Source organism: Streptomyces pseudovenezuelae, from assembly GCF_001513955.1.
GTDB lineage: Bacteria > Actinomycetota > Actinomycetes > Streptomycetales > Streptomycetaceae > Streptomyces > Streptomyces pseudovenezuelae.
Genome location: NZ_KQ948151.1, coordinates 486,625 through 501,943 on the forward strand (window position 1 = coordinate 486,625; position 15,319 = coordinate 501,943).

The window sequence follows — 15,319 nt, forward strand, 5'->3', positions numbered from 1 at the left end:
TTCGGAGCCGGGGCAAGCGGAGCGTGGCGGGCCGGATCGTCATGCCCGTTGGGCCCCCGGCCGCAGTGGGTCTATCGTCGGGATCCTGGGGCCAGACGATGGAGGACGGCCGTGATGCCGCAGGACGAGGCCGTGATCGGTTGCACGGGAAAACTGCTCATCGGGACGCGCGGTGCCGCGGGCCCCGGCGAGATCCTCGTGCGGGTCAGAGGCGGCTCGGAGACCTTCCTCGCCTGGTCCGAGGATCCCCTGCCCACCGGAGCGACCGTGCTCGTGATCGAGTCGCGTGGATGCCGAGCGGTCGGCGTCATGGCGTGGGCGGATCCATTGGACGCGCTCGGCGATCCGCCGGCGCCGGCTGAGGAGTAACGATGTTCGGATACCGCGTTCCCGCTCCCGACGAGGCGATGCTGATCTCGGGGGGACGGCGGGGACTGGGGGGCGCGCCGTTCCGAGTGGTGACGGGGCACGGAAAGTTCGTGCTGCCGATCTTTCGCAAGACCCGCTTCCTCACCCTGTCGATGTGCGAGTCCGAGGTCACCGAGACCTGCGTGACCCGGCAGGGCATCGCACTGCACGTCCGTGCGGTCATCGCTTTCAAGGTCGGCAACGACCACGAGAGCATCATCAACGCGGGCCAGCGCTTCCTCTCCGACCAGGACCAGATGTCGGTGCTGACCGGCCGGATCTTCGCCGGTCACCTGCGGGCCATCATCGGCTCGATGACGGTCGAGGAGATCGTCACCGAGCGGCAGAAGCTCGCCGCGGAGGTCCTGGACACCTCGAAGACCGAGATGGCGAAGATCGGCCTGATCGTGGACTCGCTGCAGATCCAGTCCATCGACGACGGCGACACCGGCTACATCGACGCGATGTCCGCGCCGCACAAGGCGGCCATCCAGCGGCAGGCGCAGATCGCCCAGGCGCAGGCCACCCAGGCCTCGGTCGAGGCGGAGCAGGTGGCGGCCCGCAACCAGGCCGAGTACGCCCGGCAGACCGCCATCGTCAAGGCGGAGTACTCGGCCGAGGTGGACCGTGCCCAGGCGCGGGCCGCGCAGGCCGGGCCGCTCGCGCTGGCGCACGCCCAGCAGGAGGTTCTGGACGCCCAGACGGAACTTGCCCTGCGGCAGGCGAAACTGCGCCAGCAGCAGCTGGTGGCCGAGATCGTGAAGCCCGCCGAGGCCGAGGCCGAGCGGATCAGGGTGCTCGCCGCCGCCGAGGCCCAGCGGATGAAGATCCAGGCGGAGGCGGCGGCCTCCTACGACCGGGTCGCGCTCGACCGGATGATCATCGACCAGCTCCCGCAGATCGTGAAGGAGGCGGCCGGCGGCCTCGCCGGCGCCAACGTCAACGTCCTCAACGGCGCCGACGGGCTCGGTGAGATCGCCGCCGGTCTGGTGTCGCAGGGCCTGACGATCCTCGACTCGGTCCGGCAGAACCTGAGCGGCCAGGACTCCTCCGACGACCGCCGCTCCTCGGAGAGCAGCGGCAACGGTCTGCTCCAGCTGCACTCCCGCAAGGACGACAAGTCGGACGACGGCCCGGTCAACGTCGAATGAGGGTTCTCCCGTAAGGACGGATGTACGTGGCCCTTCGCCCGGTGCGGCGCGAGGGCTCAGGTCGGAAGCGGGCCGGAACCACCCGACGGATTCAGCCGCCGGACGTCTCCGGTCCGCGCTGCCCGAAGGTGCTGAGCGGCGGCACCGGACGCGGGCCGGTCCCCGGGACCCAGCCCGCGTCCAGCTTGCGCAGGCCCACGCCGTCCGGCGCCCAGATGTGGCAGCTGTTCAGCACACCGGCCGTGGAACGCGGGTCGTGGGCCTGCTCACCGGCGTACCGCAGGCCCGCGTTCGCCGAGATGGCCGCCTGCACCACCGCGGGGCCCAGGGCGCGGGCCAGCTCGTGCAGGTGCGAGCAGCCCGACACCCCGCGGAACCGTTGCTGGACGGCCCGGTTGTATCCGGCGGCGACGCTGAGCCCGACCAGTCCGTCGAACACCGGGGTGATCAACGGGCACTCGGCGTGCGGGAAGGTCCGCATGTCCGCCTCGGCGTGCACGACGACCATGTCGGCCAGACGGACGCGCACGGCGAGGCCCATCCGGTGGACGACGTCGGCGGGCGGTTCCGCCCAGGGGCGCACGTCGCTCAGTTCCGCCTCGACCGAGATCTCGTCGCCGCCTTCCGCGTACGCGGTGACGGTGATCGTGCGGCGGTGCAGCGGGAGTTCGGAGCGGGTCATGACGACGCCTCCTGCGCGAGCGCCGGGGCCGGGGTGGGGGCCGTGGCCGGGGTCTCGCCCAGTCCCGCGAACTCCGGCGGCCGGCGCTCGATGAAGCTGCGCACGCCCTCACGGTAGTCCGGGGCGCGTTTCGCCGTGGCCAGGAGGGCGGCGGCGTGGTCGCGGCTCTCGGTGAAGGTCCTCGCCTGGTCGTCGGCGAGCTGGCGCTTGATGAGGGACATCGCGTACGGGCTGGCCGAGCGGGCCAGTTCGCCCGCGTAGGCGAGGGCCGTCGGGAGCAGGTCCTGCGGTTCGACCAGCCGGTTGACCAGCCCCATGGCCAGGGCCTCCGTCCCGGTGATCCGGCGCGAGGACAGCAGCAGGTCGGCGGCGTTGCCGTAGCCGATCAGCCGGGGCAGGATCCAGGACACGCCGTCCTCGGCCACCAGCCCGCGCGCGCTGAAGGCGGCGGCGAACTTGGCGTGCGGCACGGCGAACCGGATGTCGCACATCAGGGCCTGGTTGAACCCGATGCCGGCGCAGGCGCCGTTGACGGCCGCCACCACGGGCTTCGGGAACGACATGGGCCGGGTGCGCGGGGGCAGCCGGTCGGTCGGCCAGGGGCGGGCGCCCGACGAGGCGGCGTCCAGGACGCTCATGTCCATGCCCGGGCAGAAGCTGCGCCCGGCGCCGGTGAGCACCACGGCCCGCACCCGTGGATCGTGCTCCGCCCGGTCGAACAGTTCGTTGTAGAGCAGCTCCATCTCCAGCGTCCAGGCGTTGTGCCGCTCGGGCCGGTTCAGGGTCAGCAGCATGACCCCGTCGTCGGTGAGATCGGTGAGGATCTCCGGGGCCGGGTTCTCGGTCATCGGGTCACTCCCGCGGTATCCGTCGGCTGGACCGGCTTTATAGATAGATGAATCATCTATATACCCAAGGACCGCGAGAACGCCAGATCAGGTCGCGCAAGGAGAAGATCACCGAGGGCTTGACCTGGTACCCTCGATGCACTAAGACGATTCATTTAGCTATACGAGGAGCCCACCGTGGCCGAGGCAGCCCGCACCGCAGAATCGGCGACCTTGCCGGTCCCCGCCCGCAGTCGCGTCGGACGTCAGGTGCGGGTGCCGAAGACCGCCGAGCTGGTCGCCGCGCATCTGCGTCGCCAGATCGTCCGGGGCGAGCTGAAGCCCGACGACGCACTGCCCCCGGAGTCGGGCCTGATGGAGCAGTTCGGCATCTCGCGGCCCACACTGCGCGAGGCGTTCCGGGTGCTGGAGTCGGAGTCCCTGATCACGGTGCGCCGCGGAGCCCACGGCGGCGCCCGGGTGAGCGCCCCGGACTCGGACGTCGCCGCCCGCTTCGCCGGACTGATCCTCGAGTACCGCGGCGCCACCCTGGGCGACATCTACCGCGCCGCGGCCCTCATCGAGCCGCCCTGCGCCCGCCAGCTCGCCACCAAGCACACGGCCGAGGACATCAAGCGGCTGCGTGACGCCGTGGCGGCCGAGAAGGCCGTCCTCGACGACCCGCTCGCCCTGGTCGACGCGCAGGACGCCTTCCACGCCCTGCTGGTCGAGCTCACGGGCAACCAGACCCTGATCCTGCTGTGCGGCATGCTACGCAACATCATCGACCGGGCGAACGCCTCGTACACGGCGGGCGCGGCCGATGCGGAGGCGCAGAAGACGCAGGCCCTGAAGGGACACCGGGCGCATGTGCGGATGGTCGGCCTGATCGAGTCCGGCAAGGCGGACGAGGCCGAGAAGCTGTGGCAGCGGCACATCTCCAGCGCGGACGACGTGGTGAACGCCGCTGGGCCCAAGACGGTGCTCGAACTCCTCGACTGACCCGCCCCACCTCACGGCGAGTCCGCCTCCGTTCCCCCTTGCGCTCTCTAATCAGTTAGATAATTATAGAAGGCGTACTGAATAGTTCCTGGGGCCCGGAGGCGACGCCATGGCCGAACAGCGCAAGCCCATCTTCGACTGCGACCAGCACATGTACGAGGAGCGGGACTCCTTCACCCGCTACCTTCCGAAGGAGTTCCTCGGTGCGGCCGTCGCCCCGGTGACCCTGCCGGACGGGCGGGAGGTGATCCTCGCCGGGGACCGCATCGTCGTATGCCTGGAACCGGAGTTCGGGCAGGTCTACCGTCCCGGCTCGCTCAAGGAGATGCTCAAGGCGATGGCCTCGGGCAACCCCGAGGAGACGTACCAGTTCGAGCCGATGCACGAGTCGTACCAGAACCGCGAGGCCCGGCTGCGCGTCATGGACGAGCAGGGGCTGGACCAGACGATCATCTACCCGGGCGGCTGGGCACTGGTCGCCGAGGAATACGTGCAGGGCGTGGAGCCGCTCTACGCCAACTACCACTCCTTCAACCGGTACATGAACGAGGTCTGGGGCTTCAACCACCAGAACCGCATCTACGCCCCCGCACTGCTGTCGCTGCGGGATCTGCCCAGCGCGGTCAAGGAGCTGGAGTACGTCCTCGACCAGGGCGCCCGCTTCATCCTGCTGCCCACCGGCCCCGTGTACGGCCGCTCGCCGGGCGACCCGTACTTCGACCCGTTCTGGAAACTGGTCAACGAGGCCAAGGCGAGCGTCTGTTACCACATCAGCGAGTTCTACTACAACTCGCAGGTGGCGCCCTCCTGGGGCTACGACCCGAACCCCATCCACTTCCGGATGTCGGCCTGGCAGTGGCAGAACACCTACGGCCAGCGCCCCATCGAGGAGACGCTGTCCGCGCTGATCTTCGACAACCTCTTCGGCCGCTTCCCCGACATCAACGTCCTGGTGTCCGAGTTCGGCTCCGAGTGGGTGCCGCACTTCGTGCGCCACATGGACAAGAGCCGCGGCATGGGCCGCAACGGCCCCTGGATCGGCGGGCAGTTGGACGAGCGCCCCAGCCAGGTCTTCCGCAAGCACGTCCGCGTGGTGCCCTATCCGGAGGACGACATCGTGAACGTCGTCAAGCGCCTCGGCTACCACGAGTCCCTTGTCATGGGCTCCGACTTCCCGCACGCGGAGGGCCTGGCCGCCCCCGGCGACTTCCGCAAGCTCATCGCCGAACTCGACGAGTCCGCCCAGGACGACATCATGTACAACAACGCCCAGCAGCTGATCAGCCGCTGAGCGGCACGCGCCAAGGGGAGAGCCCGGTACCGGGATTCGGTACCGGGCTCAGCTCTGCCTAGTCCGTGAGATCCGCCGCGAGATTCGCGATGTTCGCGAGCAGGGCCGAGCCGCGCCGGGAGTGGTCGTAGCCGGCAAGCGGGTAGCCGTTGCTCAGGCAGGCGAAGGACAGACCGCTCTGCGGGTCCATGAAGCCGAGTTGGTAGGCGGCTCCGGCGCTGCCGAAGAGGGCCGGCGAACCGGTGGACGGCAGGTTGCTGCCCGCGTCCGGGCCGGCCACGGTGACGAACAGGCCCATGCTGGTACGGCGGCCGGAGCCGCCCCCGTAGATCTGCTCCCCGTGCGGGTGGTCCGTCAGCCGGATCCGGGTGCCCTCCGCCACGGCCTCCGGTTTCCACAGCCCCGAGTGTTCCAGCGCCTGGAAGTACAGGGCGACGTCGGCGGCCGTGGCGACCAGGGCGTGGCTGGGCTCCCCGGCCGCCAGCACCCGCGGGTCGGACAGGTACCAGGGGCCCCAGGGGTCGGGTTCCTGCGCGTCGCTCGTGCGGTCGGTGGCGGTCATCGGGGCGACGGTGCCGGGCTGCCGGTCCACCGGGACGCCGAGTTCGAGCGAGGACAAGCCGAGCGGTACGGCGATCCGCTCGCGCAGGTAGTCGGGGAAGGCCAGGCCCGTACGCCGCTCCACGATCTCGGCGATCAGCCAGGCCGCCGAGGTGAGGTGGAACTGGAAGCGGCTGCCGGGCGGGTGGTCGAGCCGCCAGCGGCCGAAGGCGGCGAGGCGCTGCTCGCGGTCGAGCGTCTTCGGGTACCCGAGCGGTGCGAAGGGGAAGCCGGCGGTGTGGGTGAGCACCTGCTCGACCGTCACGGTCTCCTTCCCGTTCGGCGCGAACTCCGGGATGATCGCGGCCACTTGCTCGGCCGGGTCCAGCAGGCCCTCGCCCAGCAGCTTCCAGACCGCGCCCGCGACGATCGACCGCCCGACGGACTGCAGGACGTATCGCGTGGAGGGTTCGGCGTCCCCCCAGGTCTCGAAGGCGACCAGCTTCCCGCCCCGTGCCACGGCGACCTGCGCGGACGGCAGCGGTCCGTGCTCGACCTCCAGGCGGATGCGGCGCAGGAGCACGTCCAGCCGGTGCGGGTCGACGCCGACGGCTTCCGGGGCGACGACCGAGTGGTCAAGCGTCACGTGGTTCTCCTCCGAGCGGGGTGAATTCCCATTCGAGCGCGGTGGGTTCCCGCAGGCTTCGGCGTACGACCTTGCCGTTCGCGTTGCGCGGCAGGTCGTCCACGAACCACCAGCGGACGGGGACCTTGAACCCGGACAGCCGGGCGCGGGTGTGGCTCCTGAGTGCCGCCGGTTGTGGCGGGGTGTCGGGATCGGCGGGGACGACGAAGGCGACGACGGTCTGGCCGAGCCGCTCGTCCGGAACGCCGGTGACGGCGACGTCCGCCACCCCGGGGTGCGCGGACAGGACCGTCTCCACCTCCAGCGGGTGGACGTTCTCGCCACCACGGATGATCATGTCGGTGTGCCGGCCGAGCAGGTAGAGGTACCCGTCCTCCGCCACGCGGCCCAGGTCGCCGCTGCGCAGCCAGCCTTCGGCGTCGAGCTTGAAGAGGTGGTCGGCGCGGGCGTGGATCTCTCCGACGCCGTCCGGGCCGGGGGCGTGGACCCTGATCTCGACCCCGGGTGCGGGCCGCCCCACCGACCGCAGCAGCTCGGTGCGTCCGGCCACCGCCTCCCGGTGGTCCTCGGGGGTGAGCACGCTGATCGGCGAACCCTCGGTCTGTCCGAACATGTTGAGCATGCGCACGCCGGGCATCGCCTCGTACGTCCTGCGCAAGGTGCCGGGGCGGACGGGCGCGCCACCGTACTGGAGGGTCCGCAGTGTCTCGTGGCGGGCCTGTCCGGCCGCCAGCAGGGTCTCCAGCATCGCGGGGACCATGCTGGTGTGCGTGGTGCCGAGCTCGCGGAGCAGGGCCCAGCCCTCGACGGTGAAGCGGGGCAGGCCGGTGATCAGGGCGCCGGCGGCGAGGGCGACGGCGATGTTGCCGAGGCCCGCGATGTGGTGGAAGGGCGCGCTGCCGCCGTAGAAGCTGTCGGGGCCGAGCGCGCACAGCCGCCCGTTCACGCGGGCCCGGGCTGCCAGGCGCCGTTGGCTCATGGGGACGGCCTTGGGCAGGCCCGTCGTCCCGGAGGTGTGCAAGACGGCGGCGAGGTCGTCGGGTCCGGCGGTCAACCGCCTTCCGGCAGGCGTGAGTTCGGGCAAGACGGCCAGTCGTCGGCCGGACAGTTCGGCGACCTGCGTGCCGAGGTCGGCGAACTCGGGCTGTGCCAGCAGGACGTGCGCCCGGGTCTCCTTGACCACGGCGGCGAGCTCGTATGCCGTCATGCGGACGCCGAGGGGTGCGAGGGGGTGGCCGGATCCGGCGCCGCCGATCACCAGCGCGAGGGCGTCGGCGGAGGTGGCGATCAGTGCGGGCACCGGTTCGCAGGGCTCCATGCCGAGGGTGTCCAGCCAGGCCGCCGCTCCGGCCGCGCGGTCGAGGAGTTCGCGTCCGGTCCAGGTCAGGTCGCCGAACCGGACGGCGGGGTGGGCGTGGTCGTAGGCACGGCTCACCATGGCGGTCCAGGTGGCCGCCGTCCCGGGCTCCTGCGCGGCGGCCATCGGGTCAGGGCTCCAGGCGGGCCGCCGCGGTGCCGGTGACCACCTCGGCGCCGTTCTGGTTGACGGTGCGCACGGTGAAGTGGGCGACCGGGCCGGCCGGCGTGTCCTCGATCGACTCGACGGTGACCGTGGCGGTGAGGGTGTCGCCGGGCCAGACCTGGGCCTTGAAGCGCACGCCGTAGCGGAGCAGTGCCTCGGGGCCGACCCAGTCGGTCAGGACGCGGCCGGTCATGCCCATGGTCAGCATGCCGTGGGCGAAGACGCCGGGATAGCCCGCGGCCTCGACGGCGAACCGCTCGTCGGTGTGCAGGGGGTTGAAGTCGCCGGAGGCGCCCGCGTACTGCACGATCCGGGTGCGCTTGAGGTCGTCGACGAGGACGCGTCCGCGTGTCTCGCCGACCTTGATGTCGTCCGGGCTCAGGCTCATCGGGCGTCCTTCGGGGTCGCCGGGCCCTCGGGGACGACGGCCACGGTCACGGCGCTGACGACCGGTGCGCCGTCGGCGTCCCGGTACTCGGTGATGCGTTCGGTGAAGAGCAGGCGGCCGGTGCGGCCCTGCTTCTCCCAGCTGCGGCCCGTGCTGTGGTGCGCGTGGAGGGTCTCGCCGGCGCGCACCGGGCGGTGGTACTCGAAGTGCTGTTCGGCGTGCAGCCCGCCGCCGCCCTCGGCCATGACGCCGGCGTCACGCCCCGACCCGAACCACTCCTCGTCCGGCTTGGGACGCAGGTGGGAGTCGGGGTCGTAGTGGGCGCTCGCCATGGTGAAGGTGGGCGGTGCGAGCGCGGACGCGCCCTGGTACGCCGGGTTCTCGTCGCCGATGGCGCGGGCGAACATCATGATGTGCCCGGCCTCGACGGGGAAGGGTTGCCCTGTCATCTGCGTGTGCTCCTCGCTTCGGTTCAGTACGGCAGAAACGCGTCGCGCGTGGCCTCGTCCGGGTCGAAGTCCGGGGGCAGTCCCTCGAACTTGGGCTCCCGCTTCTCCACGAAACTCGACACGCCCTCGCGGAAGTCGGGCGAGCCCGCGAAGAACTCCATGGCGGAGTAGGAGCGGGCGAGGGCGTCGTTGAAGGTGCGGTCCAGGTCGCCGTACACCTGATGGCGTACGACGGCCATGGCGCGCGGGGAGCAGTTGCGGGCGATGTCCCGGGCGTAGGCGCGGGCGGCGTCGAGCAGGTCTCCGGGTTCCACGACGCGGCTGACCAGGCCCAGGCTCTTCGCCTCGTCGGCGTCGAGGACGCGGCCGGACAGCAGCAGGTCGAGCGCGTTCTCCAGACCGATGACGCGTGGCAGGACGTACGGCAGGTTGTACTCGCCGGCCAGCCCGCGGCGGGTGAACGCGGTGGTGAAGCGGGCCCCTCGGGCCGCGAAGCGGACGTCGCAGATGAGCGCCTGGACCAGGCCGATGCCCGCGCAGGCGCCGTTGACGGCGGCGATCAGCGGCTTCGGCATGGTCCGCCTGCTGTACATGGGGACGCGGGCCTGGAGGTTGAGGGACTCCCCAGGCTGTGAGTTCTGCTCCAGGCGCTGCATGTCCATCCCCGGGCAGAAGGCCCGGCCCGCACCGGTGATGATCACCACTTTGACGGCCGGGTCCTGTGCCGCCTGGTCGAGGAGCGCGAAGAAGCGGCGTTCCATCGGCAGGCTCCACGCGTTCTTGCGCTCGGGCCGGTTGAGGGTGACGGTGGCGACGCCGTCCTCGTCCACCTCGTACAGGACCAGGTCCAGGTCCTCGGGGGCCACCACGGTTTCCTCGGGCATCACGTCACTCCTCGTCCAGCGGTTCGATCGGGTCGCCGACGCCGGGCCGTTCCCCGGAGATGGTCACCACCACCTGCCCGCGGGCGCAGAGGCGTCCGTCGGTCCGCACGTCGACGTCGGCGAAGTGCACCCGCCCGCCCCGCCGCACACAGCGCGCGTACGCGACCGCCTCCCGGCCGCGGGCGGGTGCGAGGTACTGCACCGACATCGACACGGTGCTGAGCCGGCTGCCCTTGGTGAAGTCGTGCCCGGCGATGACGGCTCCGGCGCCTGCGGTGTCGATGAGCGCGGAGATGACGCCGCCGTGGAAGACGTCCTCGTGGGCCGAGAGGGACTCGGCGTAGGGAAGCACGATCTCGACGCCGTCCGCCTCCCAGCGCGTCACGCGGATGCGGCAGCGCCGGTTGAAGGCGACCCCGCGCTCCCAGCGGGCCCGGAACCAGGCCCGGCGTTCGCGCTGTTCCTGATCGGTGAGGGTCCTCGCCGCGACGGTCATCAGCCCGCCCTCCGGTCCCGGCCTGGCGGCCGATCCATATAGTTACATGAATTGAATAGATGAGGCAATCAAGCGGACCGCGGTCGGGCGCTAGATGTATTATTTATATAACTGATTCGCTGTCCGTGAACAGAGGGAGACCCAGATGCCGTCGACCGCACTGGCCGGGATCCGCGTGCTCGATCTGTCCCGCATCCTCGCCGCGCCGCTGGCCACCCAGATGCTGGCCGATCTGGGCGCCGAGGTGATCAAGGTCGAACGGCCCGGATCGGGGGACGACTCCCGGACGTACGGCCCGCCCTTCGCCCCCGGCCCCGAGGGCGACCGCACCGACACCGCCGCCTTCTACCTCTCCTGCAACCGCAACAAGCGGTCCGTCACCGTCAACCACGCCTCCGCCGAGGGGCAGGAGCTGATCCGCGCCCTCGCCGCGCGGTCGGACGTGCTGGTCGAGAACTTCCGGACGGGCACACTGGCGAAGTACGGCCTCGACCACGCGAGCCTGCGCGCACTCAACCCTCGTCTCGTCTACCTCTCGGTCACCGGCTTCGGCCAGACCGGCCCGTACGCCGACCGACCCGGCTACGACGGCATCTTCCAGGCCATGTCCGGGATGATGAGCGTCTCCGGTCACCCCGAGGAGCCGATGAAGGTCGGCGTCAGCATGATCGACATCCTCACGGGGCTCTACGCCTCCACGGCCGTCCTCACGGCCCTGCGCCACCGGGACCGTACCGGCGAGGGCCAGTTCATCGACCTCTCCCTGCTGGACTGCGGCCTGGCCTCGCTCTCCCACTTCGCGATGAACTACCTGGTCTCCGGCGAGGTTCCGCAGCGGCGCGGCAACGGCGGCTACGGCGGAATCCCCTCACAGGCCTTCCCCTGCGAGGACAGGCCGATCTTCCTGGTCGCGGGCAATGACAAGCAGTTCGCCGCGTTCTGCGCGGCGGCCGACCGCACCGACCTCCTCCAGGACGAACGGTTCGCCACGACCCCGGCCCGGATCGCCCACCGCGAGGAGATCCTGCCGGTACTGGCGGCGATCCTGCGCACCCGCACCCGGGACGAGTGGCTGACCGTACTCGACGCACACGACGTGCCCGCGGGCCCGTACAACGAGATGCCCGAGGTCTTCGCCGACCCGCAGATACAGCACCGGGGGATGCTGATCGAGGTCGAGGACCCGGCCTCCGGACCCCTTCCGATGCTCGCCAACCCCATCCGGTTCACGGCGACACCGGTCGAGGGGTACGCCCCACCGCCCGCGCTGGGTGAGCACACGGCCGAAGTGCTGACGGCTCTCGCGGGGGTGACGGACAGTCAGCTGGCTGCGCTGCGGGACCGGGGTGTGGTGTAGCCGCGTCAGCCCATCCGGTGTCCGTGGTGTCGTGCAGCGGTGTCAGCCGATCAGGGTCCGGCCGCCCTCCAGCATCAGCGTCGCGCCCGTCAGATAGGCCATGTCGTCGCTGACGAGCGCGGCCACCGCCCGGCCGATGTCGGCCTCCGGGTCCCCGAGCCTGCCCAACGGGATCTGCCGGGCGAGCTCGTCCGCCTTGTGCGGGTGCGCGGCCAGGTAGTCCTCCGCCGCCGGGCTCAGCGCGGCGGGACAGATGACGTTCACGCGGATCCCGTACGCGCCCCACTCCCGCGCGGCGACCCGGCTCAGACCGCGGATCGCCTCCTTGGCCATCGCGTACGCGGCGAAGGTCGCCTCGCCCTGCACGGCGGCCGACGAACCGAGGTTCACCACGCTGCCTCGGCTTTCCTTGAGGTGGGGCAGGGCGGCCTGCATCGCATGGAAGGCGGCCAACGGCCCGCTGCGGTAGGTGAGTTCGACATCCTCGTACGACGTCTCCGCCAGCCGGCGCTGCACCGAGGACTGCGCGTTGTTGACGAGCACGTCGAGACCGCCGAACTCCCGTACCGTCTCCGCCACCATGCGGTCCACGTCGTCCCGCTCCCCCACGTCCCCGACCACGGTGTACGCCCGCCCGCCGCGTTCGGCGATCTCCCCGGCCGCGTCCTTCAGCTTGCCTTCGGTGCGGCCGGTGATCACCACGGACGCCCCCTCGGCGGCCAGCGCGAGCGCGATGCCACGTCCGACGCCCTGCCCGCCGCCGGTGACCAGCGCCGCTTTCCCCGACAACCGTCCCATCACGTCTCCTTCCAGAAGGCCGACCAGGACGGGAAGGCTTCGGGCAGCGCCGGTTCTCCGGCACCCTCCCAGCCCTTGAATCCCACCGCCTGGGGGCGTTCGGTCACATCGGCCGCGTACCAGTGCCGCTCGCGGCGCCGGGAGAAGTACCACTCGCCGTCCACGCGCGCGTAGTCGTCCCAGTAGCAGATCGCCATCACGATCCACCGGTCCCCCACCTCGTGCTCGGCCCGGCAGTACACCGCGCCGGTCGCCGTGTCCCGGCCGGTGAACTCGATCCGTTGGCCGCAGATCTGGTGGACCGACCGGTGGAAGCCGCGCACCTGGGGTTCGATGTACTGGCGCAGGACATCCCGGCCGCGGCCGTGACGCCCCATGTCGACGTCGGGGCGGAAGCAGTCCACCCAGGCGTCGAGGTCGCGGCCGTCCACGGCGAGCGCGTAGCGGATGGGCAGTTGCTGGATGGCGAGGTGCGACTCGACGCGGTCGAGACGGTCCTCGATCGGCGTCACGGGCGCGGCTCCTTCGGCAGGCCCAGGACCTGCTCCCCGATGATGGTGCGCTGGATCTCGCTGGACCCGCCGTAGATCGTCTCGGCTAGGGCCAGCAGGAAGGAGCGCTGCCGGCGGTCCAGGGCGTAGTCCTCGCCGACGATCTGTCCGGCCGGACCCGCCAACTCCGTCGCCAGCTGGCCGAGTTGCTGGTGCCGGGTGGAGGCGTACAGCTTCGCGGTGGTGGCCTGTGCTCCCGGCGTGCGGCCGGCGGTCAGTTCGGCGATGGTGCGCAGGTTGGTGGTGCGCATGATGCGTACGGAGATCCAGGCGTCGACGATGCGGCGGCGCAGCATCGGGTCGTCGAGCGCGCCCCGCTCGCGGGCCAGGTCGATCAGTGCCTCGGCCTCCCGCTCGAAGGTGAGCTGCTGGGGCAGGAGCGTGGTGCCGCGCTCGATGCCGAGCGTGGCCATCGCGGTGCGCCAGCCCTGGCCGACCTCGCCGACGACCATGTCGGCGCTCGTGCGGGCGTCGGAGAGGAAGATCTCGGCGAACTCGTCCTGCCCTGCGAGGTTGCGGATGGGGCGGATCTCCACGCCGGGCTGGTCGGTGGGCACCAGCAGCAGGCTCAGGCCCTTGTGCCGTGCGGACTGCGGGTCGGTGCGGGTGAGGACGTAGAGCCAGTCGGCGTGTATGCCGAACGACGTCCACACCTTCTGTCCGCTGACCACCCACTCGTCGCCGTCGCGTTCGGCCCGGGTGCGCACGGACGCCAGGTCGGAGCCGGCGCCCGGCTCACTGAAACCTTGGCCCCACAGCTCCTCGACGGCGAGGATCGGCGGCAGGAAGCGCTTCTTCTGTGCCTCGCCGCCCATTTTGAGGAGCATCGGGCCGAGCAGGTCGAGGGCGTTGACGGTGGCCCGATAGGGGGCGTTCACGCGGGCGTACTCGTACTCGAAGACGATCTCCTCCAGCAGCCCGAGCCCGCGCCCGCCGTACTCCTTCGGCCAGCCGACGCCCAGCCAGCCACCTGCGGACAGCTCACGGTCCCAGGCGAGGCGGACCTCCCAGGCCGCGCCGTCGGTGGGGCCGCCCACGCCCCGGTGCTCGGCGAACTCCCCCACCAGGTGGTCCGTCAGCCAGTCCCGCACCTCGTCGCGGAAGTCGCGTACCGCGGGCCCGAAGTCCAGCTCCATGTCTGCGTCTCCTCATGTCTCAGATGCCGAGCCGGGCGGCGAGCAGTTCCCGGTGGTAGGACGGTGTGCCGAGCAGTACCTCGGAGCTCTTGGCCCGCTTGAAGTACAGGTGCGCGGGGTGCTCCCAGGTGAAGCCGATGCCGCCGTGGACCTGGATGTTGTCGGCGGCGACCTTGGTGAACGCCTCCGAGCAGAAGGCCTGGGCGAGGGCGGCGGCGATCGCTGTCTCCGTCTCGTCGCCCGCGTCCAGCGCCCACAGCCCGCCGTACGCGGCCGAACGGGCGGACTCGATCTCCATGAGCATGTCGGCGCACTTGTGCTTGATCCCCTGGAACGAGCCGATGGGCCGGCCGTACTGCTCGCGGATCTTGGCGTACGCCACGGCGGCGTCCAGGGCTGCCGCCGCTCCCCCGACCTGCTCGGCGGCCAGGAGTACGGCGGCGGTGGCGAGGGTGCGCTCCAGAGCGGGCCAGGCCGCGCCCTCGGAGCCCAGGAGGCGGGCGGGGGTGTCCGTGAACTCGATCCGGGCCTGTTTGCGGGTCTGGTCGAGGGTGGGGAGGGGGGTGCGGGTGAGGCCGGGGGTGTCGGCGGTCCCGACGGCCAGGAGGCTGATGCCCGAGGGGGTGCGGGCGGCGACGAGAAGCAGGTCTGCGAGGTGTCCGTCGGGGACGTACGTCTTCACGCCGGTCAGCCGCCAGCCTCCCCCTGCGTCCTGGGCGGCGGTGAGCCCGATGCCCTGCTCGTCCCAGCGGCCGCTGTCCTCGGTGAACGCCAGCGTGGCCACCGTCTCGCCGGAGGCGATGCCCGGCAGGAAGTCGTGCCGCGCCTGTTCGTCGGCGCAGCGCAGCAGTGCCTCGGCCGCCAGGGCGACGGTCGCGAAGTACGGGCCGCCGAGCAGTGCGCGGCCCGCCTCCTCGCAGACGATGCCGAGGTCGACGTAGCCGAAGCCGGAGCCGCCGTACTCCTCCGGTACGGCGAGGCCCTGGAGGCCGAGTTCGCCGGCCATCCGCCGCCAGACGACGGGGTCGTGCCCCTGGGGGTCGACGGCAAGGCGGCGCACGGTCGCCTCGTCGGAGTGCTTGGCGAGGAACGAGCGGACGACCTTGCGCAGTTCGTCCTGCTCCTCGCTGAAGGTGAGATCCATGCCGAGCTTCCCGTCCTCGGTGCAACGTCACGTGCGGCCTGCTTGCC

The 15,319-nt window shown here is 71.1% G+C and carries 17 protein-coding genes; 5 read left to right on the top strand and 12 right to left on the bottom strand.

From position 1 onward, the window contains the following. Positions 1 to 114 precede the first annotated feature (114 nt). Positions 115 to 369, top strand: coding sequence for a hypothetical protein (locus AQI94_RS33900; RefSeq protein WP_031055190.1), 255 nt, complete (start codon positions 115 to 117; stop codon positions 367 to 369). A 2-nt stretch (positions 370 to 371) separates the two neighbouring features. After that, entirely contained in the window at positions 372 to 1,559 is a 1,188-nt protein-coding gene (locus AQI94_RS33905) for an SPFH domain-containing protein (protein WP_031055187.1), read from the top strand. 91 nt (positions 1,560 to 1,650) lie between these two features. Here the strand turns inward: AQI94_RS33905 and AQI94_RS33910 are convergent, their stop codons facing one another. Continuing rightward, positions 1,651 to 2,241 carry a DUF2889 domain-containing protein gene (locus tag AQI94_RS33910; protein WP_031055176.1) on the bottom strand — a complete coding sequence of 197 codons (591 nt, stop codon included), beginning with the start codon at positions 2,239 to 2,241 and terminating at the stop codon, positions 1,651 to 1,653. Beyond that, complete coding sequence (locus AQI94_RS33915; RefSeq protein WP_037944827.1) at positions 2,238 to 3,089, bottom strand: enoyl-CoA hydratase-related protein; 852 nt, start codon at positions 3,087 to 3,089, stop codon at positions 2,238 to 2,240. The genes AQI94_RS33910 and AQI94_RS33915 overlap by 4 nt, the downstream gene beginning before the upstream one ends. Positions 3,090 to 3,266: 177 nt before the next feature. Here AQI94_RS33915 and AQI94_RS33920 point away from each other — a divergent pair, with 177 nt between their 5' ends. Next, entirely contained in the window at positions 3,267 to 4,070 is an 804-nt protein-coding gene (locus AQI94_RS33920) for a FadR/GntR family transcriptional regulator (protein ID WP_031055171.1), read from the top strand. Between the two features lie 109 nt (positions 4,071 to 4,179). Next, positions 4,180 to 5,361, top strand: a complete 1,182-nt coding sequence (locus AQI94_RS33925; RefSeq protein WP_031055167.1) for an amidohydrolase family protein — start codon at positions 4,180 to 4,182, stop codon at positions 5,359 to 5,361. A gap of 58 nt (positions 5,362 to 5,419) precedes the next feature. Here AQI94_RS33925 and AQI94_RS33930 read toward each other — a convergent pair whose 3' ends face one another. Genes AQI94_RS33930 through AQI94_RS33955 form a run of 6 tightly spaced genes read right to left on the bottom strand, consistent with a single transcriptional unit; the run spans position 5,420 to position 10,286 of the window. Next, the gene (locus AQI94_RS33930) at positions 5,420 to 6,547 is read right to left on the bottom strand and encodes a serine hydrolase domain-containing protein (protein ID WP_031055165.1); all 1,128 of its coding nucleotides are present in this window, start codon (positions 6,545 to 6,547) and stop codon (positions 5,420 to 5,422) included. Then, positions 6,537 to 8,030: a class I adenylate-forming enzyme family protein gene (locus AQI94_RS33935; RefSeq protein WP_031055162.1), complete on the bottom strand. Its 1,494-nt coding sequence runs from the start codon at positions 8,028 to 8,030 to the stop codon at positions 6,537 to 6,539. Before AQI94_RS33935 ends, AQI94_RS33930 begins: the two co-directional genes overlap by 11 nt. A 4-nt stretch (positions 8,031 to 8,034) precedes the next feature. Then, positions 8,035 to 8,457 carry a MaoC/PaaZ C-terminal domain-containing protein gene (locus AQI94_RS33940; protein WP_031055161.1) on the bottom strand — a complete coding sequence of 141 codons (423 nt, stop codon included), beginning with the start codon at positions 8,455 to 8,457 and terminating at the stop codon, positions 8,035 to 8,037. Continuing rightward, on the bottom strand, positions 8,454 to 8,906 hold the full coding sequence (locus AQI94_RS33945) for an FAS1-like dehydratase domain-containing protein (RefSeq protein ID WP_031055159.1): 453 nt from the start codon (positions 8,904 to 8,906) through the stop codon (positions 8,454 to 8,456). Before AQI94_RS33945 ends, AQI94_RS33940 begins: the two co-directional genes overlap by 4 nt. A 23-nt stretch (positions 8,907 to 8,929) precedes the next feature. After that, the gene (locus AQI94_RS33950) at positions 8,930 to 9,790 is read right to left on the bottom strand and encodes an enoyl-CoA hydratase-related protein (RefSeq protein ID WP_031055157.1); all 861 of its coding nucleotides are present in this window, start codon (positions 9,788 to 9,790) and stop codon (positions 8,930 to 8,932) included. A 4-nt stretch (positions 9,791 to 9,794) separates the two neighbouring features. After that, positions 9,795 to 10,286 carry a PaaI family thioesterase gene (locus tag AQI94_RS33955; RefSeq protein ID WP_031055155.1) on the bottom strand — a complete coding sequence of 164 codons (492 nt, stop codon included), beginning with the start codon at positions 10,284 to 10,286 and terminating at the stop codon, positions 9,795 to 9,797. Between the two features lie 145 nt (positions 10,287 to 10,431). On the opposite strand from AQI94_RS33955, the gene AQI94_RS33960 reads away from it, so the two are divergent. Continuing rightward, a complete protein-coding gene (locus tag AQI94_RS33960) occupies positions 10,432 to 11,643 on the top strand; it encodes a CaiB/BaiF CoA transferase family protein (protein WP_031055152.1) in 1,212 nt (403 codons plus the stop codon). Positions 11,644 to 11,685: 42 nt separating this feature from the next. Here AQI94_RS33960 and AQI94_RS33965 read toward each other — a convergent pair whose 3' ends face one another. From AQI94_RS33965 to AQI94_RS33980, 4 genes are read right to left on the bottom strand one after another with little or no spacing between them, the layout of a single operon-like run. Further along, positions 11,686 to 12,441, bottom strand: a complete 756-nt coding sequence (locus tag AQI94_RS33965; RefSeq protein ID WP_031055149.1) for an SDR family NAD(P)-dependent oxidoreductase — start codon at positions 12,439 to 12,441, stop codon at positions 11,686 to 11,688. Then, positions 12,441 to 12,953: a nuclear transport factor 2 family protein gene (locus AQI94_RS33970; protein WP_031055146.1), complete on the bottom strand. Its 513-nt coding sequence runs from the start codon at positions 12,951 to 12,953 to the stop codon at positions 12,441 to 12,443. The genes AQI94_RS33965 and AQI94_RS33970 overlap by 1 nt, the downstream gene beginning before the upstream one ends. After that, positions 12,950 to 14,128 (bottom strand): acyl-CoA dehydrogenase family protein, encoded by a 1,179-nt coding sequence (locus tag AQI94_RS33975; protein ID WP_031055143.1) that lies wholly within the window; start codon positions 14,126 to 14,128, stop codon positions 12,950 to 12,952. Before AQI94_RS33975 ends, AQI94_RS33970 begins: the two co-directional genes overlap by 4 nt. A gap of 19 nt (positions 14,129 to 14,147) precedes the next feature. Next, positions 14,148 to 15,272, bottom strand: coding sequence for an acyl-CoA dehydrogenase family protein (locus tag AQI94_RS33980; RefSeq protein ID WP_031055140.1), 1,125 nt, complete (start codon positions 15,270 to 15,272; stop codon positions 14,148 to 14,150). Between the last annotated feature and the right edge of the window lie 47 nt (positions 15,273 to 15,319).